The organism is Pseudomonas sp. LB3P93, assembly GCF_054898025.1.
In genome coordinates, this window is sequence record NZ_CM142713.1 from 3,581,957 (window position 1) to 3,606,678 (window position 24,722).

The window sequence follows — 24,722 nt, forward strand, 5'->3', positions numbered from 1 at the left end:
CAGTATTTTTTACCTCCCTGGAGATCCCGATCATGCAAGCCATTCGCAGCATTCTGGTGGTCATCGAACCCGAACACTCGGAAAGCCTGGCGCTCAAACGGGCCAAACTGATTGCTGGCGTGACCCAGGCTCATCTGCATTTGCTGGTGTGCGATCGCAAGCATGACCATAGCGGCATGTTGGGCGTGCTCAAGGCGGCCCTGATTGAGGACGGCTATAGCGTCACCACCGAGCAGGCCTGGAATGAAAGCCTGCATGAAACCATCGTCGATGTGCAGCAGGCTGAAGGTTGCGGGCTGGTGGTCAAACAGCATTACCCCGACAGCTCGTTGAAAAAAGCCCTGCTGACCCCGGCGGACTGGAAATTGCTGCGTTATTGCCCTACGCCGGTGCTGCTGGTGAAAACCTCAAAACCGTGGACGGGCGGGGTCATTCTGGCGGCGATCGACGTCGGCAATACCGAGAATGAGCACCGCACCTTGCACGCCGCCATCGTCGATCACGGCTACGACATCGCCAGCCTGGCGAAGGCTCGTTTGCACGTGGTCAGCGCCCATCCGTCACCAATGTTGTCGGCGGCCGACCCGACGTTGCAGCTCAGCGAAACCATCGAGGCGCGCTATCGCGAGCAGTGCAAATCGTTTCAGGCCGAATTCGATATCGATGATGAACACCTACATATCGCCGAAGGCCCGGCGGACGTGTTGATTCCGTTCATGGTGCACAAGCTTCAGGCGGCCGTGATCGTCATTGGTACTGTTGCGCGGTCCGGACTGTCTGGGGCGTTGATCGGGAATACGGCGGAGGTGGTGCTGGATGCGGTGGAGAGCGATGTGCTGGTGCTGAAGCCGGATACGATCATGGATCATCTGGAGGAGATTGTGACGCAGCATTGAGATCTGTGGCGCGAATAAGGACGCCATCGCGGGCAAGCCCGCTCCCACAGGTTTTGTGTCGTACAAAATGGTTGTGATCGATACAAAACCTGTGGGAGCGTGGCTTGCCCGCGATGCTTTTCAGCCGCCGAAGGCGTCTCTGAGGAAACCCGGGGCGATGTAGCGCTGGTAATGCGCCTCAGACAGCAAAAAGAATTCCCGATCAATGGCATCGCGCAATTCCGGCAGGTTCCAGTCGCGAAACTCCGGCATCAATACCATCCCGTAGGCTTCCAGGTTGTTGATGACCCGCGCACCCCGGGCGATCAGCTGATAAGCCCAGCAATACTCGGACTGATGCGGCACAAAGCGGATCTTGCGCTGCTCCAGCTGCAAGCGCAGGCGCTGGGCATCGAAAACCTCCAGCTTGCTGGCCATCACCTGGGACAACAGCTGCTCAAGACGCAGCCACACCGCGCGCTTTTCCTCCTCGTTGTAACCATTCCAGTTGATCACTTCATGGTGGAAACGCTTGCAGCCACGGCACACCAGATCACCGTAAACAGTGGAGCAGAGGCCGACGCAGGGGGTCTTGATGGTCTGATTGGGCATAGGTAGGCAAAACACGGGAAAGCAGAACAGGCCGGCATGTTAGCCCTTTGTCCGGCATTCATCACCCCTCAAAATGCAGGGGCTCAGGGTCTGCTGGACGTTGGTGACTGCCGCGACGGATGCCCGCGCCTTGCTTCGGACACGTTGGCACGGCAACGCGGCTCTCCACCAAAGTCCAATAGCCCCTGACTTACCTTTAATTTTTTTTTGCCGTAGAATCAGCCAGCCTTTTAAGGCGCCAATGTCCGTTAGAAGCTGTTTTCAAAGCGTCACGAGCACAGTCGTTCCTTCAGAGCGGTGTTGGCGATGGGTTTTTCCAGCGGGGAAAAGCCCAACGCCAACCCTCATCAGCTCCCGTTCTGCAGGCGTAAAACTTTGAAAGCAGCTTCTGTAAGGAATTGTCGGTAATTCTGGCTAAGTGGCCCACAACGCCACGCAGCGCATGAGTACGGCAATTTCGGGATGAGCGTCCCGGACACCCATTTGGGACCACTGATGAGGGTAATAACTGTGCTTGAAGCCTACCGCAAACATATCGAAGAGCGTGCAGCACTGGGTATCGTTCCCCAGCCGCTAAACGCCGAACAAACTGCAGGCCTGGTTGAGCTGCTGAAGAATCCCCCGGCTGGCGAAGAAGCTTTCCTCGTTGACCTGATCACCAATCGCATTCCGCCTGGTGTGGACGAAGCGGCCTATGTAAAGGCTGGTTTCCTGTCTGCCCTCGCCAAAGGCGAAGCAAAATCCCCTCTGATCGACAAGAAACGCGCGGTTGAACTGCTCGGCACCATGCAGGGCGGCTACAACATCGTGACGTTGGTTGACCTGCTCGACAGCGCCGAACTGGCCCCTGTCGCTGCCGCTCAACTCAAGCACACCCTGCTGATGTTCGATGCGTTCCACGATGTGGCGGAAAAAGCCCGCAACGGCAACGAACACGCCAAAGGCGTGATCCAGTCCTGGGCTGACGGCGAGTGGTTCCGCAACCGCCCTGTCCTGGCCGACAAGATCAGCCTGCGCGTGTTCAAGGTCACCGGCGAAACCAACACCGACGACCTGTCCCCTGCTCCGGACGCCTGGTCCCGCCCGGACATCCCGCTGCACGCCCTCGCCATGCTGAAAATGGCACGTGAAGGCATCGTACCTGACGTCCAGGGCGTTACCGGCCCGATGAAGCAGATCGAAGAAATGCGCAATTCCGGTTTCCCAATCGCCTACGTCGGTGACGTGGTCGGTACCGGTTCTTCGCGTAAATCCGCCACCAACTCGGTGCTGTGGTTCTTCGGCGACGACGTTCCGAACGTTCCGAACAAACGTGCCGGCGGTTTCTGCTTCGGCAGCAAAATCGCTCCGATCTTCTACAACACCATGGAAGATGCCGGCGCACTGCCGATCGAATTCGACGTCTCCAACATGCACATGGGCGACGTGATCGACCTGTACCCGCATGCGGGTAAAGTCTGCAAACACGGCACCGACGAAGTCCTGACCACCTTCGAAATGAAGACCCCGGTGCTGTTGGACGAAGTTCGTGCCGGCGGCCGTATCCCGCTGATCATCGGCCGTGGTTTGACCGACAAGGCTCGTGCCGAATTGGGCCTGGGCCCTACCGATCTGTTCAAACTGCCTGAAGCACCTGTCGACACCGGCAAGGGCTTCACCCTGGCACAGAAAATGGTCGGCAAGGCGTGCGGCCTGCCAGAAGGCAAAGGCGTTCGTCCAGGTACTTACTGCGAACCGAAAATGACCACCGTCGGCTCTCAGGACACCACCGGTCCTATGACCCGTGACGAACTGAAAGACCTGGCGTGCCTGGGCTTCTCGACCGATCTGGTGATGCAGTCCTTCTGCCACACCGCGGCCTATCCAAAGCCGATCGACGTGACCACCCACCACACCCTGCCAGACTTCATCATGACCCGCGGCGGCGTTTCCCTGCGTCCGGGCGACGGCATCATCCACAGCTGGCTGAACCGCATGCTGCTGCCGGACACCGTCGGTACCGGTGGTGACTCGCACACCCGTTTCCCTATGGGCATTTCGTTCCCGGCCGGTTCCGGCCTGGTAGCGTTCGCCGCAGCCACTGGTGTTATGCCGCTGGACATGCCGGAATCGATCCTGGTGCGCTTCAAAGGCAAAATGCAACCGGGCGTCACCCTGCGCGACCTGGTTCACGCCATTCCTTACTTCGCGATTCAGGCTGGCCTGTTGACCGTTGAGAAGAAAGGCAAGAAGAACGCATTCTCCGGCCGCATCCTGGAAATCGAAGGCCTGGACGACCTGAGCATCGAGCAGGCTTTCGAGCTGTCCGACGCCTCGGCCGAACGTTCGGCTGCCGGTTGCACCATCAAGCTGTCGAAAGAGTCGATCACCGAGTACCTGAACTCCAACATCACCCTGCTGCGCTGGATGATCGGCGAAGGCTACGGCGATGCACGTACCCTGGAACGTCGTGCTCAAGCGATGGAAGCCTGGGTCGCCAACCCTGAGTTGATGGTTGCCGATGCTGACGCCGAATACGCTGAAGTCATCGAAATCGACCTGGCCGACATCAAAGAGCCAGTGCTCTGCGCGCCAAACGATCCGGACGACGCCCGTCTGCTGTCCAGCGTTGCTGGCGAGAAGATCGACGAAGTGTTCATCGGTTCGTGCATGACCAACATCGGTCACTTCCGCGCTGCCGGCAAGTTGCTGGAACAGGTCAAAGGTCAGCTTCCAACCCGTCTGTGGCTGTCGCCGCCGACCAAAATGGACGCTCACCAGCTGACCGAAGAAGGCTACTACGGCATCTACGGCAAGGCCGGCGCACGCATGGAAATGCCAGGCTGCTCGCTGTGCATGGGTAACCAGGCACGTGTAGAACCGAACTCCACTGTGGTGTCGACGTCGACCCGTAACTTCCCGAACCGTCTGGGTGACGGCGCGAACGTCTACCTGGCTTCGGCTGAGCTGGCGTCTGTTGCTTCCATCCTGGGTCGCCTGCCGACCGTCGAGGAGTACATGGAATACGCTGGCAAGATCGACAGCATGGCGGCCGATGTCTACCGCTACCTGTCCTTCGACCAGATCGCCGAGTTCCGTGAAGCTGCTGCGAACGCCAACATCCCGGTCGTTCAAGCCTAACGCTGCAACGCAATAAAAAACGCCGCCCATCGTGAGATGAGCGGCGTTTTTTTATGCCTGATCGTTCCCACGCTTCGCGTGGGGATGCAGCCCTGGGACGCTCTGCGTCCGAAAACGTGACGCAGAGCGTCACAAGAGGCATTCCCACGCAGAGCGTGGGAACGATCAGTCAGATATCGCTGATCAGGCAGTCAGCGAATAGATCAACGCCGAAATAGCCACCAAACCAACGGCCGTCACGAAGACATTGGACGCCTGACCACGATAGCGCGCCATTGCCGGCACTTTGCGGATCGCGTACATCGGCATCAGGAACAGGATTGCCGCGATGACCGGGCCGCCGAGGGTTTCGATCATGACGAGGATGCTCGGGTTCAGCGTGGCAACGATCCAGCACACCACCAGCATGAACGCGGCAGTCATGCGGTCCAGAGTCTTGGGCGCCGGGCGTTTGCCGCTTTTCATGACCAGGCCTTTGAGGCCTTCGCTGGCGCCGATGTAGTGACCCAGGAACGACTTGGAAATCGCCACGAAAGCAATCAACGGCGCCGCAAACTCGATGGTCGGGTTGCTGAAGTGGTTGGCCAGGTACGACAGGATCGACAGGTTCTGCGCCTTGGCTTCGGCCAGTTGCGCTGGCGACAGGGTCAGTACGCAGCTGAAGACAAAGAACAGCACCATCACCACCATCAAGGCGTGGGCGCGGGACAGGATCTGCGAGCTGCGCTCTTCAGCGTGTTCGCCGTAACGACGCTTCTGGTCCACCGCAAATGCCGAGATGATCGGTGAGTGGTTGAACGAGAACACCATCACCGGAATCGCCAGCCACAGCGTGTGCAGCAGCGCCGACGGTTCAGGCAGGGTCGAAGCCGTGGCCAGGATGCCGCCGTTCCAGTGCGGAATCAGGAACACCGCCAGGAACAGCAGCGCAACAATGAACGGATACACCATCAGGCTCATGGCCTTGACGATGAGCTGCTCGCCGCAACGCACTACAGCCAACAGGCCGAGGATCAGCACGAACGACAGCACGGCGCGCGGTGGCGGCATGATGTGCAGTTGATGCTCGAGGAAACTACCCACGGTATTGGTCAGGGCCACGCTGTAGATCAGCAGGATCGGGAAAATCGCGAGGAAGTACAGCAAGGTGATCACCGCACCGGCCTTGATGCCGAAGTGTTCTTCAACCACTTCGGTGATGTCCGCGCCTTCGCGTCCGGACAGCACAAAACGGGTCAGGCCACGGTGCGCATAAAAGGTCATGGGGAACGCCAGCACCGCCAGGATCAGCAACGGCCAGAAACCGCCCAGGCCCGCGTTGATCGGCAAAAACAGGGTACCGGCTCCGATTGCCGTGCCAAACAGGCCCAGCATCCAGGTGGTGTCATGGCGATTCCAGCGGGTGAGAGTCGCTGGTGTCGCCGCTACATAGCGTTCGTCGACGCTATTGGCCTGATCATTCATCCGGTGGGATCTCCGCATTCCGGTCATTTGCTACCCGGTCAGGACGAGTCGGGAAAATCCGACGGGCAGCGCCCTGGCCGAAACAGGGGCGCGATTGTCCGGGATTAATCAACAGAAGCAAAGACTTAGCTGAGGAACGGTTGTGCGGATCAGTTTCACCGACCACTGCATTAAATAGATGTTTTGAAAAATCTATTTAACAAAAGAGTAGCGTCAGGTACTTTCGAACCTGACTGCTGACCGGCAGCCTTCTTCTGCGGAGACCTTCCATGCCACTCGTTCGCGTCGATATCAAAAAGAACCAGGACCCGACCTTCGCCAAGCGCATCGGCAAACTGATCTACACTGCCATGCACGCCACCATTGGCGTCCCCGAGAACGACAACTTCCAGATCCTCGCCGAACACGACGAGAACCACTTCATTTTTGACCCCATCTATATGGGCATCAATCGTACGGACAACCTGGTGATCATCCAGATCACCCTTCGGGAAGGCCGCACCCTCGAGCAGAAAAAACTGCTCTACAAGACCATCGCCGAAAGCCTCAACGCTGAACTGGCTGTTCGCCAGGAAGATGTCTTCATCAATCTGGTGGAGGTCAAGGCGGAGAACTGGTCGTTTGGCAATGGCATCGCTCAATACGCCAGCTGATTGTCGCCACGTCTGGCGTTTACAAGGTCCCTGGAGGACATCTCATGAAACAGGCCGCGTATCTCGCGTTCGCTCTGCTCGGCCTGATCTGGGGCACCAACTTCATTTTCATGAAGTGGGCGGCCGAATGGATTACTCCCACTCAAATTGTCTTTCTGCGCGTATTGTTCGGGTTTTTGCCGATCCTGGCATTCGCCCTCGCGCGTCGAAGCCTGAGTTGGTCGCACCTGCGCTACAGCCATCATTTTCTGGTGATGGCGCTGTTGGCGACGGTGATTTACTACTACGCCTTCGCCAAGGGCACTTCCTTATTGCTGTCCAGCGTGGCCGGGATGCTCAGCGGTGCGATTCCACTGTTTTCCTTCGTCACTGCATGGCTTTTCCTGCGCGCCGAACCGCTTAATTCCCGCACGGCTTTCGGCATTTTCCTCGGTTTTGTCGGGGTGATTCTGATTGCACGACCCTGGAACAGTCTGGCGGCCGGTGTCGATGTCAGCGGCGTGCTGTACATGATTGCCGGTTCGCTGAGTGTCGGTTGCTCGTTTGTCTACGCCCGACGCTTCATCACGCCGCTGGGTTTGTCGCCGCTGGCGTTGTCGACCTATCAGATCGGTTTCGCCCTGGTGCTCATCACGCTCATTACCGACATGCATGGCATGGCGCGCATCTCGCTGGACCCGGTGGCGCTGTCTGGCGTGATATTGGGCCTGGGGCTGGCCGGAACCGGTGTCGCCTACATCCTTTATTACTTCATCGTGCAACGGCTGGGCGCCCTCGCCGCGTCGGGCGTCACCTATATTCCGCCGGTGATTGCCTTGCTGATCGGCACGCTGCTGGTAGGCGAACCTATCAAGAGTCTCGACCTGCTGGCGATGCTGCTGATCCTTGGCGGGGTTTACGTCCTGCAATCGGGAAAGAAAAACCCTACAGCCAAGTCAACTGTTGCCGCGAAAGTGACTCACTGACACACGACCAACAGCTCCTTATGATGCCAATCATCTAAACCTTCCAAATCTGTGAGCCGCCATGCCTCGAGTCTCCCGAAAACAAGCCGAACTCAACCGCGAGATCATCGTCGAGGCCGCCACGCGGTTGTTTCGCGAGCGCGGCCTGCACGGGATCAGCGTCGTCGATGTGATGGGCGCGGCCGGCCTGACCCATGGCGGGTTCTATGGTCATTTCGAGTCCAAGGAAGCGTTGGCGAAAGAGGCCTGCACTCGGGCGTTCACGCAGTCGATGGAACGCTGGAAACAGAAAATCGACGCCAATGACGACAGCGTCTCGGCGCGCACGAGCATCATCGCGCCCTACCTGTCGTCGGCCAATCGCGACAATCCGGGCGAAAGCTGCCCGGTGACTGCCTTTGCCGGGGACATGTGCCATGAGACGGCGGAAAGCGGTTTGCACCAGACCTACACCCAAGGGCTGGAAGCCTTGCTGCAGATGCTCACACCCTTGATGGGTGCAGATCAGCCCGAAGCCAATCGCCAACAAGCCTTGGTGGACTATTCATTGATGGTCGGCGCACTGACCCTGGCTCGCGCCACACGCGGAGACGGGTTGTCCGATGAGATTCTCGACGCCGCCCGGAATTTTCTTACCTCGCAAGGTTAATCAATCTGACCAACAGCATGTGCGATCCTTGGTAATTGCTAAACTCCTCTGGAATCAGCAATCTGAAGCAACATTCGAGATCCGACATTCAATATCCACAGGAGCCCAGCATGCCTGCAACTGTTCTGGTACTGGTTGAAACCATCAATGATTACTTGCCGATTCTCGAACATCAGGGCTTTCACCTGATTCTGGCCCCGACGCCCGCCGAGCGCGTCGCCGCCATTACACGGCATGGCGCTCAGATTGATGCGGTATTGACCCGCGGCCCATTGGGCCTGTACGCCGATGAAATCGCCGCCCTGCCCAATCTCAAGATCATCTGCGTAATTGGCGCGGGTTACGAACACGTCGACCTGCAAGCCGCTGCCGACCGGGACATCACCGTCACCAATGGCGCCGGCGTCAATGCTTCTTCAGTTGCCGACCATGCCATGGCGATGTTGCTGGCGCTGGTGCGCGACATTCCCCGATGCGACGCCGCCGTACGCCGCGGCGAGTGGCCGAAGATCATGCGCCCTTCCCTGGCCGGCAAGCGCCTGGGGATTCTCGGCCTCGGCGCCGTCGGAATGGCCATCGCCAAACGCGCCGCCGCAGGCTTTGACATGACCGTGAGCTACCACAATCGCCAACATCGCAGCGACGTCCCTTATGCCTTCTGCTCGACGCCGACCGAACTGGCACGCGCCTCGGACTTTTTGATCATCGCCACGCCCGGCGGCCTGGGCACCAAACACCTGATCAACAAACAAGTGCTCGAGGCCTTGGGCTCCAAGGGGTTCATCGTGAACATCGCCCGAGCCTCGGTGATTGCCACGGCGGACCTGGTCAGCGCGCTTGAACAACGACGCATTGCCGGTGCCGCACTGGATGTGTTCGATGCCGAACCTCACGTGCCGGATGCATTCAAGGCGCTGACCAACGTGATCCTGACGCCGCATGTCGCGGGATTGTCCCCGGAAGCGACTCAAGGCACCGTTGAACTGGTGGGGAAAAACCTGGTGGCGTTCTTTTCCGGCGAACCGGTGTTGACGCCCATTGACTTACCCGCACCGGTCACCGCCGTTCTCGTTCGCTGACTAAGGACGCCCGCCAGCGTCCAGAGCCAGGGCGCTGTTCGTCCCCCGAGACCTGCCCCCGCGCCTGTTCCCGCACATCAGGAACGCTGATTATCCAGCAACACGCTAACCTATAAGACCGTGCCACGCTTGTGGCGACCCCGGCGCACCATTAGATTAGCCAATGATGTCTGGCCTCAAAAATAAGCAGAAGGGATAAGCATGGCGCTTACTGACCAGTCCACCCGTATCCGTACCGGCGAAGAACTCGATGCCAGCCTGATCGATCCGTACCTCAAGGCCCACATTCCGGGCTTGAGTGGCTTGCCTGTGATCAGCCAGTTTCCCGGCGGTGCGTCGAACCTGACTTACCTGCTGGAATACCCGGAGCAGGAATTTGTCCTGCGTCGACCGCCGTTTGGCCACAAGGCCAAGTCCGCACACGACATGGGCCGCGAGTTTCGCATCCTCAATCAGTTGCGCGACGGTTTTCCGTATTGCCCCAAAGCCTATGTGCACTGCACCGACGAATCGGTGATCGGCGCCGAGTTCTATGTGATGGAACGGGTCAACGGGATCATCCTGCGCTCCGAACTGCCACCGGAACTGGGCCTGGACTCGGAAAAAACCGAAGCCCTGTGCAAAAGCTTCATCGACAAGTTCGTTGAACTGCATCGGGTCGACTACAAGGCCTATGGCCTGGGCGACCTCGGCAAGCCCGAAGGCTATGTGGCGCGGCAGATCAAAGGCTGGAGCGATCGCTACGAAAAAGCCTTGACCCCGGACGCGCCGAAGTGGGAAGCGGTCAAGGCCTGGCTCAACGACAAGATGCCAGCCGACCACCCGACTTCTAGCATCGTCCACAACGACTACCGCTTCGACAACGTGATCCTCGACCCGAACAATCCGATGCAAATCATCGGTGTACTCGACTGGGAGCTCACCACCCTCGGCGATCCGCTGATGGACCTCGGCAACACCCTCGCCTACTGGATCGAAGCCGCAGACCCGGCGCCGGTGCAACTGATGCGTCGCCAACCGAGCCACGCCCCGGGCATGCTGACACGCCGCGAGTTCGTCGATTATTACGCCGAGCGCTCGGGCATCCAGATCGACAACTTCGACTTCTACTACACCTACGGCCTGTTCCGCCTCGCCGGCATCGTGCAGCAGATTTACTACCGCTTCTTCCACGGTCAAACCCAGGACAAACGCTTCGCGCAGTTCATTCACATGAACAAACTGCTGGAGCAGATGAGCCTGCAAGTCATCTCCAAATCCAGCCTCTGATCGCGCGGCTCCGTTTACATTCCCTGGCCCCTATAACAAGGAAAAACCATGTCCAAGACTCAGTTGTTCGACCTCGACGGCAAAATCGCCTTCGTCTCCGGCGCCAGCCGCGGCATCGGTGAGGCCATCGCCAAACTGCTGGCCCAGCAAGGCGCCCACGTGATCGTCTCGAGCCGCAAGCTCGACGGCTGCCAACACGTGGCCGACGCGATCATCGCCGCTGGCGGCAAAGCCACCGCCGTCGCTTGCCACATCGGAGAAATGGAACAGATCAGCCAGGTCTTCGCCGGCATCAAGGAACAGTTCGGGCGCCTGGACATCCTGGTCAACAACGCCGCGACCAACCCGCAGTTCTGCAACGTACTGGACACCGACCTCAGCGCCTTCCAGAAAACCGTCGACGTCAACATCCGCGGCTACTTCTTCATGTCGGTCGAAGCCGGCAAACTGATGCGCGAAAACGGCGGTGGCAGCATCATCAACGTCGCGTCGATCAATGGCATCTCGCCGGGCATCTTCCAGGGCATCTACTCGGTGACCAAGGCTGCCGTGATCAACATGACCAAAGTGTTCGCCAAGGAATGCGCGCAGTTCGGCATCCGCTGCAATGCCCTGCTGCCAGGGCTGACTGACACCAAGTTTGCTTCGGCACTGGTGAAGAACGATGCGATCCTGAAGACCGCGTTGCAGCAGATTCCGCTCAAGCGCGTGGCCGATCCGAGTGAGATGGCCGGGGCCGTGCTTTATCTGGCCAGCGATGCGTCCAGCTACACGACCGGGGTTTCGCTGAACGTGGATGGCGGGTTCTTGTCCTGATGCATTTCTGCGGATGAACAAAAGGCAGCCTTGAGGCTGCCTTTTTCGTTCGCCCGATCGTTCCCACGCTCTGAGCTACCCCCACAAACTTAATGAATATTTATTCCGAATATTGCATTAAGCGAATATTTATTCCATAAAGTGCCTTCTGAAAATAAAATTCAAAAGGCCTTCCATCATGCGCGAACTCGGTATCGGACTCATCGGCACAGGTTTCATGGGCCGCGCCCACGCCCTGGCCTTTCGCAACGTCAGCGCGGTGTTCGAGCTCCCGCTGAAGCTCAGACTGGTCGCCCTCGCCGACGCCGATCCACACCGCGCGCAACACTGCGCCGACGCCTGGGGTTTCGAAACTGCTCACACCGACTGGCAACAACTGATCGATGACCCGAAGGTCAATCTGATCGCCATCACCACCCCCAATCACCTCCACTACCCCATGGCCATGGCCGCCCTCGCCGCTGGTAAACCGGTGTATTGCGAGAAGCCTTTGGCGGTGAATCTGCAGCAAGCCGATGCCATGCGTCTGGCCGCCAAAGCCGCGGGCGTGGTGACGCGGGTGGGTTACAACTATCAGCACAACCCGATGATCGGACTGGCTCGGGAGTTGATCGACAGTGGCGAGCTGGGGCGGATCATTAGTTTCCAGGGTGAGTTCAGTGAAGACTTCATGGCCGACCCTGCTTCGCCGTGGTCATGGCGTTGCGATGCCGATCACGCGGGCGGTGCGCTGGCGGATCTGGGCAGCCATTTGCTGGCGATGGCGCGCTATCTGGTGGGCGATGTCGAATCGGTGTGCGCCGACACTCAAACCGTACATCAGCAGCGTCCTGCGACGGCGGGCAGCCAGGAACAACGGCACATTGCGGTCGACGATCAGGTCCACGCGTTGCTGCGGTTTGCCAACGGCGCGCACGGTACGTTCAGCAGCAGTTGGCTCAAGCATGGCTACAAGAATCACCTGAGCTTCGAGGTCAGCGGCACTGAAGGCACGCTGGCGTTCGATCAGGAGCTCCTGAACGAGCTGCGGCTGTATCGCGCCGGCCAGGACGGCTTCCAGCGTTTGCTCGCGGGGCCGAATCTGCCAGGTTACGCGGCGTTCAGTCCGGCGGCGGGTCATCAGTTGGGATACAACGAACTCAAGACGCTGGAAGTGCATGACCTGGTGATGGCGCTGGCCGGCCTTTCCCAAGGTGGCACTGACTTCGAGCAAGCATGGGAAGTCGAACGTCTCGCGACGGCAATCCGGCTGGCGGCAACCGAGTCACGATGGGTCAGGATCGAGGACGTCTGAAGCTCAGGCGCCCATGACTTTCGGCAACTGCCAGCCGTAACTCACTGACAGCAATCGCAACGCCAGGCACGCCGCCCCCGCCAGCAACGCGCAGGCCACGGGCGGTACGCCGCAACGGCGTCCGATAATCAGCACGGCGGCACCGACAAAGGCCGAACTCGCATACAGATCGGCCTGCAACACCACCGGCACCCGCGCCAGCACGATGTCACGCAGCACCCCGCCACCCACGCCGGTAATGGTGCCCATGAGCATCGACACGAACGGCGAGATGCCAAAATTCAGCGCCTTCTGCGCCCCGGCCACAGCGAACAACGCGAGCCCCGCGGCGTCCAGCACGATCAACGTCGAACCGGACCAGCTCAGCACCTGTTCATGAAAAACAAACGCGACCCCGCCCATCAAAAAGGCCAGCGCCGGATAACGCCAATCGGCGACGGCATTGGGCGGCGTGGCGCCGATCAACAGATCCCGTGTCACCCCGCCGCCCAGGGCGACGATGAAGGCAATCACCATCACCCCAAGCAGGTCGAGGTTGCTGCGCATGGCGCTGATCGCGCCTTCAACGGCAAACACCGCGGTGCCGACCAGGTCGGCCACCAACACGATTTTTTCAACACGGGGCTTCAACGATGCAGTCGCCCTGGCTTATTGCGTAACGCAACGGGTCAGCGTCGTTTGCCGGGTCACTTCCTCGGTCACTCTCGCGTCGCCCGCCACATCGGTTTGTTCAGTGGTTTCGCACGTGCGCTCAGGCATAGGTGGTGGTGCAGCGGGCGGTGGAGGCGGCGGACTGGAGCAACCACTGAGAATCGCTACGCAGAAGGCGAGCGAGAGCGGCGAAAAAGCACGTTTCCCAAGACTGTTCATAGGCTGTCCCGCGATAAGTAATCGACACTTTCCGCGACCCGACACCCCTACCGCGAAGCCGCGGACTGGTCACAGAAAATAATACCCTCGCATTTCTTATAGCCTAGCCAGCCGCCAATGCCAGCAAACAAGGCACTTTGCCCCTTTTCAACCCTGAAAAGCGACAGCTCCTACGAGGTCGAATCGGACCGACGGTCCAAGCTGTTGCTCTCGAGTTCATAACGCAACTCATCAATCAACGTCGTGACCGCTTCCGGGGTTCTGAGGTGCTCGACACTCAATCCACTGACCACAAGATCAACCTGACCCGACACCGGGTGATAAAGCTTCACAGTGACCGAGTTGTCACCCGAGACACTGCAATCACAAGCCAGCGGGGAAAAATGCTGTTCCAGTTGTGCACGCAATTGCGCCAGATAAATCATTGCGATTCACCCATGAGCCGGCTGACCCCGTCGACTGAAAACCTGTTGAATTGGCCGAGCATGTAACTGTTCCTTAAGCTGTTTCGTAGAGGACACGACGCAGGCCAAAGACCCGCATCGCACCCTCACAGACTAAGAATTGCCACCGTCCGCCAGAACATCCATTTGCACTGCCCTACCTAGTGCATTTGCACCTTATCGCTGGCTCTTCGGTCTCCATTCGCTGGAGAACAAACCGCGTTCCCGCGCCCACACAATCGCCTCGCTGCGACTGTGCACATCAAGCTTGGAATACACCGTCGACACATGGTTGCGCACCGTATTGGGCGCCAGTTTCAAGCGCGCCGCGATTTCCTTGTCGGCAAGGCCTTCGCAGATCAGGCCGAGCACATCGCGCTCGCGGGCGGTCAGGTCGGTGAAGGACACGCTGGGCAATTGCGGCGAGTTGATGTTCTTCACGTTGGCGAGTTTTTCGATCAGCGTACGGGTGAACCACGAAGCGTCCTTCATCACCTCCTCGATCGCCGACACCAGCTCCAACTCGGTGCGTTTGCGCTCGGTGATGTTCATCAACACCAGCAGGTAGCAAGGTTTGTCCTGAATATTCACGGTGTCGGCCGACACTGTGCAGTCAATCAACGTCGAGTCTTTCCTGCGGATCCTGACATCGATCCGATCCAGGCTTCCAGCCTTCTCCAGCGCCGCAAACAGCCCGGTGCGCGCGCCCTTGTCATCGATAAAGTCGATCTCTGCAACGGTCTTGCCCAGCACTTCCTCACTGGGATACGCGAGGGTATCCAGGAAGGCCTCGTTGACGTCGATCACCACCTGATCCTGCGCATCGCAGACCAATGTCGGCACCGGCGTCAGGCGAAACGCCTTGGCGAACCGCTCCTCACTTTGGCGCAGCGCCACCTCGGCCTTGTGCCGCGGCTCCATGTCGACGAAGGAAAACAGCATGCAGTCCTCCTCGTTGAACTCCAGCGGCTGCCCGGCGACGATCACCTGCTTGCTGCCGCCGTCAGCCATTTTCAGCTCTGCCTGCATCTGCGGAATTGTGGCGTGCTCACGCAGGCGCTCGATCGCCAGGTCTTTCTTTTCGGCACCGTCAAGGATGTCCAGCTCATAGGTCGATACCCCAATCACTTGATCGCGGGCATAGCCGGTCATTTCCAGGAAGCCTGCATTGACCTTGATGTAACGCAAGTCACTGAGACGGCAAATCACCGCCGGTGCCGGGTTGGCATTGAAGGTCTTTTCGAAACGCTGCTCGGCACTGGCCCACTCCGTGACATCGTCCATGATCAACACCAACAACTCCGGCTCGCCAGCGCTGTCGGCCAGCACCAGGCTGCGCACGCTGTGAACCCAAGTGCGCTCTTCGTCATCGGCCGGCGTCACCTCAACCAGCACATCGCTGAACATCTCGCCATTGGCAACACGGCTGATCGGGTAGTTTTCCGGCGGCACCGGGTGATTGTTGCGATAGCGCAAGGCAAAACGCTTGGCGTATTCCTTGGCATTGACGCCCAACTCGCCGATCCGACTGACGCCGTGCATGGCCAGCGCGGCATCATTGGCCCACAGGATCGTCTGATCGAGCTCCAGCAGAATCACCCCGTCGGACAAACCGGCGATGATCTGCTGCAACTGACGGCGATTGGTTTCGGTGGTCAGGACGTCCTGGCTCATTGGGTCTCCACGGGTGCAGCGGCGCAGTGACGCGCCGCCTGTGAAGATTACGACCGCAGGGGGGTGGGATAGTGCGAAGCAGGTGCAGCGACCGGGCACATGTAGCAGCTGTCGAGCTTGCGAGGCTGCGTTCGGCGACGAAGTCGTCGCTGGATCCGGCACTGCGGTGTATCAGGGGGATCCAGCATTCAGGATTGACGACGACTGCGTCGCCGAACGCAGCCTCGCAAGCTCGACAGCTGCTACGAACGGTGTGAAGGATGACGATTGAGGCATCGGGTTTGTGACGTGCGCTGATACTTTCAGCGCACGCCACGGGTTTCAGGCCGCCAACTGGCCGCTGGCAATCGCCGCCGACGCCGCCAGCATCGCCCGCAACAACACCGCACACCCGGCCGCCAGGTCATCCGGCGCGGCGTTTTCGATTTCGTTGTGGCTGATGCCGCCTTCGCATGGCACGAAGATCATCCCGGCGGGGCCGAGTTCGGCGAGGAAGATCGCGTCGTGCCCTGCTCCGCTGACGATGTCCATGTGCGACAGCCCCAGACCTTGCGCAGCACCGCGTACCGCTTCGACGCACCCCTTGTCGAAGTACAGCGGCGGGAAATCAGCGGTGGGCGTGAGTTCGAAGCTCAGGCCGTGTTCCTCGCAGGTGGTTTCGATGACTGCGCGGACTTCGGCGATCATCGAGTCCAGCCGCGCCGGTTCCAGATGACGGAAGTCGAGGGTCATGCGTACTTCGCCGGGGATGACGTTGCGTGAGCCGGGATAGGCTTGCAGGCAACCCACGGTGCCGCAGGCATGAGGTTGATGGCCGAGGGCGGCGCGGTTGACGGCACCGACGATCACTGCGGCGCCAACCAGCGCGTCCTTGCGCAGGTGCATCGGCGTCGGGCCGGCGTGGGCTTCGACACCGCGCAGTTTCAGGTCGAACCATTTCTGGCCAAGAGCCCCCATCACCACGCCGATGGTTTTGTGTTCGTCTTCGAGGATCGGGCCTTGCTCGATGTGCGCCTCGAAATAGGCACCGACGGCGTGGCCGCTGACTTTACGTGGGCCAGCGTAGCCGATGGCATTCAGGGCTTCGCCAACGGTGACGCCCTCGGCATCGACCTTGGCCAGGGTTTCTTCGAGGGTGAATTTTTCCGCGAACACGCCGGAACCCATCATGCACGGAGCGAAACGCGAGCCTTCTTCGTTGGTCCAGACCACGACTTCCAGCGGCGCTTCGGTTTCCACGCCGAGGTCGTTGAGAGTGCGTAGCACTTCGACACCGGCCAGCACACCGAAGCAGCCATCAAACTTACCGCCGGTGGGTTGGGTGTCGATGTGGCTGCCGGTCATCACCGGTGGCAGGTTCGGGTTGCGCCCGGGGCGGCGGGCGAAGATGTTGCCGACGGCGTCGATGCTGACGGTGCAACCGGCGTCTTCGCACCAGTTGACGAAGATGTCCCGGGCCTGGCGGTCCAGATCGGTCAGCGCCAGACGGCAGACGCCGCCCTTGACCGTGGCGCCGAGCTTGGCCAAGTCCATGAGCGACTGCCACAAGCGGTCGCGGTTGATGTGCTGATGGGTGGACTGCAGAACGTCTACAGCAGCGTTCATGATGATCTCCTCAGGCAGTTGTTATAGGTTTCTTCAGGCAATTTTTTGCTGTATTTGAGGCCGCCATCGCGGGCAAGCCCGCTCCCACAGGGATTGAGGTCGTACACACATGCTGTGTACACCCGATTCACTGTGGGAGCGGGCTTGCCCGCGATGAGGCCAGTGTTCACACCGCAGATTTCGCGATTGATGGATCAGGCCGCATCGAGCACAACCCGTAATAAATCAGCCCTCCCAACGCCGAGCCGGTAAACCAGCCATAGCTGTAGAACCAGCTAAACGCATCGCTGCCCAGCGAAAGCAGCGTCAACGCCACCGGCACCCCAAACGCTATAAACCCAAACCAGTTCCACGCCGGGTACACGTCATCGCGATACAACCCGGCCAGGTCCAGTTGCTGTTTCTTGATCAGGAAATAGTCCACCACCATGATCCCGGCGATCGGACCCAACAGGCTCGAATAGCCCAGCAACCAGTTGGAATACACCGTCTCCAGGCTTAAATCCGAGACGATCAAACCGAGCTTCTTCAACAGCTCATGGGCCATCAGCGCCAGGCCGACCAGGCCAGTGAGCAAAACCGCGGTGGTGCGGTTGATGAGTTTGGGCGCGACGTTCTGGAAGTCGTTGGTCGGCGACACGATATTGGCCGCGGTGTTGGTCGACAACGTGGCGATGATGATCAGCGCCATGGCCAATGCGACCCAGACCGGACTCTGGATATGGCCGATCAGGGTGACCGGATCGGAAACGCTGACGCCCACCAGTTTGACCGAGGCAGCCGTCATCACCACGCCCAGCGAGGCGAACAGAAACATGGTCAGGGGCAAGCCGATAATCTGCCCGACGATCTGGTCCTTCTGGCTTCTCGCATAACGACTGAAGTCAGGAATGTTCAGCGACAACGTGGCCCAAAACCCGACCATCGCAGTCAGCCCGGCGGCAAAGTAACTGACCACGCTGGCCCCTTCCGGACGCTTGGGCGGGATCGCCATCAATTCGGTCATCGATACGTTGGGCATGGCCCACACCAGCAACCCCACACCCACCAGCACCAACAATGGCGCCGAGAGGGTTTCGAGCCATTTGATCGAGTCCGCACCGCGAATCACCACCCACAGGTTCAAGGCCCAGAACACCATGAAGCCGATGACTTCACCTGTCCCGCCGAGGGCTTTCCAGCCGTCGAACACCGAGCCGAGAAACAGGTGAATGGCCAGCCCGCCGAACATGGTCTGAATGCCGAACCAGCCACACGCCACCAGCGCACGGATCAGGCACGGAATGTTGGAGCCCAGAATGCCGAAGGACGAACGCAGCAGCACCGGAAACGGAATGCCGTACTTGGTGCCGGGGAAGGCGTTCAGGGTCAGCGGGATCAGAACGATGATGTTGGCGAACAGAATCGCCAGCAGCGCTTCGCCGACGCTCAGGCCGAAATAAGCGGTGAGCACGCCACCGAGGGTGTAGGTCGGCACGCAGATCGCCATGCCGACCCACAACGCGGTGATGTGCCATTTGTTCCAGGTTCGTTCGCGCACCTTGGTCGGTGCCATGTCGTGGTTATAACGGGGACTGTCGAGGACGTCGGTGCCGGCTTCGAGCTCAAACAAGCCGTCGCGCTCGGTCACTTGCGATCTGATCTGTTGCATGGCCGCTCCACTGTTCTTTGAATTATTGTTTGCTCATCAGGGGTTGGCGGCATCAATAAACGTGCCGGGCACCCTGTTTGCGCATCGGGCAGTTCCACAAAAACTTCGCAACCAACTGATGTTTATCAGTTTTTATATAGAGTCCGGATAAGCCCCCGGTTATTTGCTTGTTCACTCAGGCCGAATGCCAGGCAAGTTGTCCGAACAGTCAGGGCTCAATCTGGTGCATGGCTCTTTTTTTCAAAGTTGCGCATCAACCATAGACCATACTCAAGCAGCTGATTTCACATAAGAAATCTCGTTCATTTTTAGAAGCTGTCAAGTGCGTCAAAATGGTTCGAGGCCACACCATTTTGGTGATTTTCAGTTTTAATCGTTATTAATCAATGCTTTAAAACAGGCATAAGCTTATAAAAAATATTCTTGCTCAATCCATAAACTCAGACTAGCTTCTATTCCTGACAGCGTTGACAGGAATACACCTGTTTGCGTCGGCTTCATATAAAACATTTAGAATCGACATAAGTCGGTCATTGCCTGCGAGGAACTCGGAATGTCTCTGTTGATCCGTGGCGCCACCGTTATTACCCATGATGAAAGTTATCGCGCCGACGTCTATTGCGCCGACGGCGTGATTAAAGCCATCGGCGACAATCTTGATGTTCCCGCAGGTGCCGAAGTACTCGACGGCAGCGGCCAATACCTGATGCCCGGCGGCATCGACCCGCACACCCACATGCAACTGCCCTTCATGGGCACCGTGGCCAGCGAAGACTTTTTCAGTGGCACCGCAGCGGGTCTCGCAGGTGGTACCACGTCGATTATCGATTTCGTGATTCCCAATCCGCAGCAATCCTTGATGGAGGCTTTCCATCAATGGCGCGGCTGGGCCGAGAAATCGGCATCGGATTACGGTTTCCACGTCGCGATCACCTGGTGGAGCGAACAGGTTCGCGAGGACATGGCGGAGCTGGTCAGCCAGCACGGGGTCAACAGCTTCAAGCATTTCATGGCGTACAAGAACGCGATCATGGCGGCCGATGACACCTTGGTGGCGAGTTTCGAGCGCTGCCTGGAACTCGGCGCGGTGCCGACGGTGCACGCGGAAAACGGCGAGCTGGTCTATCACCTGCAACGCAAGTTGATGGCTCAGGGCATGACCGGCCCTGAAGCGCATCCGCTGTCGCGGCCTTCTCAAGTGGAAGGCGAAGCCGCGAGCCGGGCGATCCGAATAGCCGAAACCCTGGGCACGCCGCTGTACCTGGTGCATGTCTCGACCAAGGAAGCGCTGGACGAAATCACCTACGCCCGCAGCAAGGGCCAGCAAGTCTACGGCGAAGTACTGGCCGGGCATTTGCTGCTGGACGACAGCGTCTACCAACACCCGGACTGGCAGACCGCCGCCGGTTACGTGATGAGCCCGCCCTTCCGTCCTCGCGGCCATCAAGAGGCGCTTTGGCACGGACTGCAATCGGGCAACCTGCACACCACCGCCACCGACCATTGCTGCTTCTGCGCCGAACAAAAAGCCGCCGGCCGCGATGACTTCAGCAAGATCCCCAACGGCACCGCCGGTATCGAAGACCGCATGGCCGTGCTCTGGGATGAAGGGGTGAACACGGGGCGTTTGTCGATGCAGCACTTCGTCGCGCTCACCTCCACCAACACCGCGAAGATCTTCAACCTCTACCCGCGTAAAGGCGCGATTCGCGTGGGTGCGGATGCGGACCTGGTGTTGTGGGATCCGGAGGGGACGCGGACTATTTCGGCGAAGACCCATCACCAGCAAGTCGACTTCAACATCTTCGAAGGCAAGACCGTACGCGGTGTACCGAGCCATACCGTGAGCCAGGGCCGGGTGGTATGGGCCGATGGTGATTTGCGGGCCGAGCGTGGTGTCGGGCGGTATGTCGAACGGCCGGCGTATCCGGCGGTGTTTGATTTGCTGAACAAGCGGGCTGAGTTGAACAGGCCAACGGCAGTGAAACGCTGACCTGTACCAATGATCGTTCCCACGCTCCGCGTGGGAATGCAGCCCGGGACGCTCTGCGTCCCATTGGAACGCGGAGCGTCCCTTGAGGCATTCCCACGCAGAGCGTGGGAACGATCAGCCCATCAGAGGCATCACCTCAAATAACCGTGAGGCCAACACCGTGATCAAGACCCTGAACCACCTCCCGCACCCCTACGAGAATGCGGCCGCCCTCGCCGGCCACTTCACCGACCTTGCGCCGCCACTCAACGACCGTCAGGCGCATCTGGAAGCCTCGCGCTGCCTGTATTGCTACGACGCGCCGTGCGTGAATGCCTGTCCGAGCGAGATCGATATTCCGTCGTTCATTCGCAATATCCATCAGGAAAACGTTCAGGGCGCCGCGCAAAAAATCCTCTCAGCGAACATCCTCGGCGGCAGCTGCGCCCGGGTGTGCCCGACAGAAATCCTCTGTCAGCAAGCCTGCGTGCGTAATAACGATCACGAATGCGCACCGGTATTGATCGGCCTGCTGCAACGATACGCCGTCGACAACGCGCACTTCAGCGAACACCCCTTCCAGCGCGCCGCCGCCACCGGCAAACGCATCGCCGTGGTCGGTGCCGGTCCGGCCGGGTTGTCTTGCGCTCACCGCAGTGCGATGCATGGCCATGACGTGGTGATTTTCGAGGCACGGGAAAAGGCTGGCGGCCTCAACGAATACGGGATCGCCAAGTACAAACTGGTGGACGACTACGCGCAGAAGGAACTGGATTTTCTCTTGGCGATTGGCGGCATCGAAATCCGCCACGGCCAGAAACTCGGCGAGAACCTGACCCTCAGTGAACTGCATCAGCAATTCGACGCGGTGTTCCTCGGCCTCGGTTTGGCTGCCAGCAAACAGCTGGGCCTGACTCACGAGGATGCACCCGGCCTGCTGGCCGCCACCGATTACATCCGCGAACTGCGTCAGGCGGATGATCTGAGCCAACTGCCGCTGGCGGATCATTGCATCGTCCTCGGCGCCGGCAACACGGCCATCGACATGGCCGTGCAAATGGCCCGCCTCGGGGCTCGCGACGTGAATCTGGTGTACCGCCGCGGTGTCGAGGAAATGGGCGCCACCGGCCACGAACAGGACATCGCCAAAGCCAATCAGGTTCGCTTGCTGACCTGGGCACAGCCCGAAGAAGTGCTGCTCGACGAACAAGGCAACGTGCGCGGCATGCGCTTCGCCCGCACGCACTTGGTGGCCGGTCGTTTGCTAACCACCGGCGAAACCTTCGAGCTGGCCGCCGACGCGATTTTCAAAGCCATCGGCCAGGCCTTCGATGCAAGCGCCCTCGCCGATCCGCTGGCGCGCGAACTCAAACGCCAGGGCGATCGAATCGAGGTCGATGAACAGCTGCGCACCAGCATCCCCGGTGTGTATGCCGGCGGTGACTGCACCAGCCTCGATCAAGACCTCACCGTGCAAGCCGTGCAGCATGGCAAACGGGCGGCCGAGGCCATCAACGCTCAACTGATGCTCAACGTGGAGGCTGCGTAAATGGCCGATCTTTCGATTGTCTTCGCCGGCATCAAATCCCCTAACCCGTTCTGGCTGGCCTCCGCGCCGCCGACCGACAAGGCCTACAACGTGGTCCGCGCCTTCGAGGCCGGCTGGGGTGGGGTGGTCTGGAAAACCCTGGGTGAAGACCCGGCGGCGGTCAACGTGTCGTCGCGTTACTCGGCGCTCTTCGGTGCCAACCGAGAAGTGGTGGGCTTCAACAATATCGAGCTGATCACCGACCGTTCGCTGGAGATCAACCTGCGGGAAATCACCCAGGTCAAAAAGGACTGGCCGGACCGCGCGCTGATCGTTTCGCTGATGGTGCCCTGCGTCGAAGAATCATGGAAATTCATTCTGCCGCTGGTGGAAGCCACCGGCGCCGATGGCATCGAGCTGAACTTCGGTTGCCCGCACGGCATGCCGGAACGGGGCATGGGCGCGGCGGTCGGCCAGGTGCCGGAGTACGTCGAGCAGGTCACCCGCTGGTGCAAGACGTATTGCTCGCTGCCGGTAATCGTCAAGCTCACGCCGAACATCACCGACATCCGTGTCGCCGCCCGTGCGGCCCATCGTGGCGGCGCCGATGCGGTGTCGCTGATCAACACCATCAATTCGATTACCAGCGTCAATCTGGAGCGCATGGTCGCCAACCCCACGGTCGGCAGCCAAAGCACCCACGGCGGTTATTGCGGCTCGGCGGTGAAGCCGATTGCGCTGAACATGGTCGCCGAAATCGCCCGTGACCCACAGACCCAAGGCTTGCCGATCTCCGGCATTGGCGGCATCGGCAGCTGGCGCGATGCGGCGGAATTCATCGCCTTGGGCAGCGGCTCGGTGCAGGTGTGCACCGCGGCGATGCTGCATGGCTTCCGGATTGTCGAGGAGATGAAGGACGGGCTGTCACGCTGGATGGACAGTCAGGGTTACGCCAGCATCGCGGAATTTTCCGGGCGGGCGGTGGGCAATACCACGGACTGGAAGTACCTGGACATCAACTATCAGGTGATTGCGAAGATTGACCAGCAAGCGTGCATTGGTTGCGGACGCTGCCATATCGCTTGCGAAGATACTTCACACCAGGCGGTGGCCAGCCTGAAACAGGCGGACGGGACGCATAAGTATGAAGTGATTGATGATGAGTGCGTCGGGTGCAATTTGTGCCAGATCACCTGCCCGGTGGAGGACTGCATTGAGATGGTGCCGATGGAGAATGGGAAGCCGTTTCTGGACTGGAATCATGATCCGCGTAATCCTTACCACGTCGCTCCCTAACCGATCGTTCCCACGCTCTGCGTGGGAATGCAGCCCGGGACGCTCCGCGTCCCAAAGCGGACGCAGAGCGTCCATTGAGGCATTCCCACGCAGAGTGGGAACGATCGAGTTAGGGCTCCAACCCAATCCCCCGCAATATCACACTCGTCACCGTCTGCACCGCCCGCTCGAACTGCATGTCCGACAGCGGCTGATGATCATTGAGAATATTCACTTGATGATCAAAGTCCGCGTAGTGCTGGGTCGACGCCCAGATCATGTACAGCAGGCTTGAAGGCTCCACCGGCAGGATGCGTTTGTCGTCCACCCACTGACGGATTTTCGCTTCCTTCATCTTGGCCCAGTCGTACAGGCTCGCGTCCAGCGCCACGCCCAATGTGGGGGCGCCGTGGATGATTTCGTTGGCCCAGACTTTCGAGCCATAAGGCCGGCTGCGGGAGTGGTTCATCTTGGCGCGGATATAGCTGCTGAGCACCACGCGCGGGTCGTCGAACATCTCGAAGCACAGCGCGTCCTGCTTCCAGACTTCCAGCAGATCGAACAGCACCGCGCTGTACAGTTCGGTCTTGGTGCTGAAGTAGTAATGCAGGTTGGAGCGCGGCAGTTGCACTTGCGCGGCAATGTCGGCCATGGCGGTGCCACCGAAGCCTTTTTCGGCGAAGACCTTTTCGGCCCCCAGCAAAATCTTCTCGACGTTACTGCGACGAATCTCGATCTTGTGATTGCCCATGAAGCCTCCCTGACAACAGCGTTGGCCAAGACTAGCATCCGCTCTACCTCGCGGCGACAAGGGAAAACGAAACTTCATGCACCCAGGTTCTCGCAGGTAAACTGACGCCTCTTCGAACTTGCCTCTGAGAGATGGGTGCGGTGGCGGCCGTTTCCCT

At 59.5% G+C, this 24,722-nt stretch carries 20 protein-coding genes; 12 read left to right on the forward strand and 8 right to left on the reverse strand.

The features are described 5' to 3' along the window. Nucleotides 1-32 precede the first annotated feature (32 nt). Nucleotides 33-896 (forward strand): universal stress protein, encoded by an 864-nt coding sequence (locus ACYZT8_RS16115; protein WP_461959199.1) that lies wholly within the window; start codon nt 33-35, stop codon nt 894-896. A gap of 120 nt (nt 897-1,016) precedes the next feature. Here ACYZT8_RS16115 and ACYZT8_RS16120 read toward each other — a convergent pair whose 3' ends face one another. Beyond that, on the reverse strand, nt 1,017-1,487 hold the full coding sequence (locus ACYZT8_RS16120) for a DUF1289 domain-containing protein (protein WP_461974117.1): 471 nt from the start codon (nt 1,485-1,487) through the stop codon (nt 1,017-1,019). Nucleotides 1,488-1,997: 510 nt separating this feature from the next. On the opposite strand from ACYZT8_RS16120, the gene acnB reads away from it, so the two are divergent. Continuing rightward, nucleotides 1,998-4,607, forward strand: coding sequence for a bifunctional aconitate hydratase 2/2-methylisocitrate dehydratase (acnB, locus tag ACYZT8_RS16125; RefSeq protein ID WP_461982486.1), 2,610 nt, complete (start codon nt 1,998-2,000; stop codon nt 4,605-4,607). Between the two features lie 183 nt (nt 4,608-4,790). On the opposite strand, the gene ACYZT8_RS16130 is transcribed toward acnB, so the two are convergent. Further along, on the reverse strand, nt 4,791-6,071 hold the full coding sequence (locus tag ACYZT8_RS16130; RefSeq protein WP_461974119.1) for a serine/threonine transporter: 1,281 nt from the start codon (nt 6,069-6,071) through the stop codon (nt 4,791-4,793). A 269-nt stretch (nt 6,072-6,340) separates the two neighbouring features. Here ACYZT8_RS16130 and ACYZT8_RS16135 point away from each other — a divergent pair, with 269 nt between their 5' ends. The 7 genes from ACYZT8_RS16135 to ACYZT8_RS16165 all read left to right on the forward strand — a co-directional run bounded on the left by ACYZT8_RS16135 (nt 6,341) and on the right by ACYZT8_RS16165 (nt 12,796). After that, entirely contained in the window at nt 6,341-6,724 is a 384-nt protein-coding gene (locus tag ACYZT8_RS16135; RefSeq protein ID WP_461974121.1) for a tautomerase family protein, read from the forward strand. 44 nt (nt 6,725-6,768) lie between these two features. Next, entirely contained in the window at nt 6,769-7,689 is a 921-nt protein-coding gene (locus tag ACYZT8_RS16140) for a DMT family transporter (protein WP_461974123.1), read from the forward strand. A gap of 61 nt (nt 7,690-7,750) precedes the next feature. Further along, nucleotides 7,751-8,338: a TetR/AcrR family transcriptional regulator gene (locus tag ACYZT8_RS16145; RefSeq protein WP_461974125.1), complete on the forward strand. Its 588-nt coding sequence runs from the start codon at nt 7,751-7,753 to the stop codon at nt 8,336-8,338. Between the two features lie 110 nt (nt 8,339-8,448). Further along, a complete protein-coding gene (locus ACYZT8_RS16150) occupies nt 8,449-9,417 on the forward strand; it encodes a 2-hydroxyacid dehydrogenase (protein WP_461974127.1) in 969 nt (322 codons plus the stop codon). 201 nt (nt 9,418-9,618) lie between these two features. Beyond that, nucleotides 9,619-10,686: a phosphotransferase family protein gene (locus tag ACYZT8_RS16155; protein WP_461974129.1), complete on the forward strand. Its 1,068-nt coding sequence runs from the start codon at nt 9,619-9,621 to the stop codon at nt 10,684-10,686. 48 nt (nt 10,687-10,734) lie between these two features. Then, on the forward strand, nt 10,735-11,502 hold the full coding sequence (locus ACYZT8_RS16160) for an SDR family oxidoreductase (RefSeq protein WP_219093920.1): 768 nt from the start codon (nt 10,735-10,737) through the stop codon (nt 11,500-11,502). Between the two features lie 178 nt (nt 11,503-11,680). Beyond that, a complete protein-coding gene (locus ACYZT8_RS16165) occupies nt 11,681-12,796 on the forward strand; it encodes a Gfo/Idh/MocA family protein (RefSeq protein WP_461974131.1) in 1,116 nt (371 codons plus the stop codon). A gap of 3 nt (nt 12,797-12,799) precedes the next feature. On the opposite strand, the gene ACYZT8_RS16170 is transcribed toward ACYZT8_RS16165, so the two are convergent. From ACYZT8_RS16170 to ACYZT8_RS16190, 5 genes are all read right to left on the reverse strand, one after another. Continuing rightward, nucleotides 12,800-13,426: a trimeric intracellular cation channel family protein gene (locus tag ACYZT8_RS16170; protein WP_461974133.1), complete on the reverse strand. Its 627-nt coding sequence runs from the start codon at nt 13,424-13,426 to the stop codon at nt 12,800-12,802. Between the two features lie 410 nt (nt 13,427-13,836). Then, a complete protein-coding gene (locus tag ACYZT8_RS16175; RefSeq protein ID WP_461974135.1) occupies nt 13,837-14,091 on the reverse strand; it encodes a DUF1652 domain-containing protein in 255 nt (84 codons plus the stop codon). 195 nt (nt 14,092-14,286) lie between these two features. Continuing rightward, nucleotides 14,287-15,783, reverse strand: coding sequence for a helix-turn-helix transcriptional regulator (locus ACYZT8_RS16180; RefSeq protein WP_461974137.1), 1,497 nt, complete (start codon nt 15,781-15,783; stop codon nt 14,287-14,289). Nucleotides 15,784-16,104: 321 nt separating this feature from the next. After that, on the reverse strand, nt 16,105-17,388 hold the full coding sequence (locus ACYZT8_RS16185) for a Zn-dependent hydrolase (RefSeq protein WP_461974139.1): 1,284 nt from the start codon (nt 17,386-17,388) through the stop codon (nt 16,105-16,107). A gap of 166 nt (nt 17,389-17,554) precedes the next feature. Continuing rightward, on the reverse strand, nt 17,555-19,039 hold the full coding sequence (locus tag ACYZT8_RS16190) for an NCS1 family nucleobase:cation symporter-1 (protein ID WP_461974141.1): 1,485 nt from the start codon (nt 19,037-19,039) through the stop codon (nt 17,555-17,557). A 553-nt stretch (nt 19,040-19,592) separates the two neighbouring features. On the opposite strand from ACYZT8_RS16190, the gene hydA reads away from it, so the two are divergent. From hydA to preA, 3 genes are all read left to right on the forward strand, one after another. Continuing rightward, nucleotides 19,593-21,032 carry a dihydropyrimidinase gene (gene hydA, locus ACYZT8_RS16195; protein ID WP_461974143.1) on the forward strand — a complete coding sequence of 480 codons (1,440 nt, stop codon included), beginning with the start codon at nt 19,593-19,595 and terminating at the stop codon, nt 21,030-21,032. A 160-nt stretch (nt 21,033-21,192) separates the two neighbouring features. Next, nucleotides 21,193-22,560, forward strand: a complete 1,368-nt coding sequence (locus tag ACYZT8_RS16200) for an NAD(P)-dependent oxidoreductase (protein WP_461982488.1) — start codon at nt 21,193-21,195, stop codon at nt 22,558-22,560. Further along, on the forward strand, nt 22,561-23,835 hold the full coding sequence (gene preA, locus ACYZT8_RS16205; protein WP_461974145.1) for an NAD-dependent dihydropyrimidine dehydrogenase subunit PreA: 1,275 nt from the start codon (nt 22,561-22,563) through the stop codon (nt 23,833-23,835). Between the two features lie 109 nt (nt 23,836-23,944). On the opposite strand, the gene ACYZT8_RS16210 is transcribed toward preA, so the two are convergent. After that, a complete protein-coding gene (locus ACYZT8_RS16210) occupies nt 23,945-24,565 on the reverse strand; it encodes a TetR/AcrR family transcriptional regulator (RefSeq protein WP_403098525.1) in 621 nt (206 codons plus the stop codon). Between the last annotated feature and the right edge of the window lie 157 nt (nt 24,566-24,722).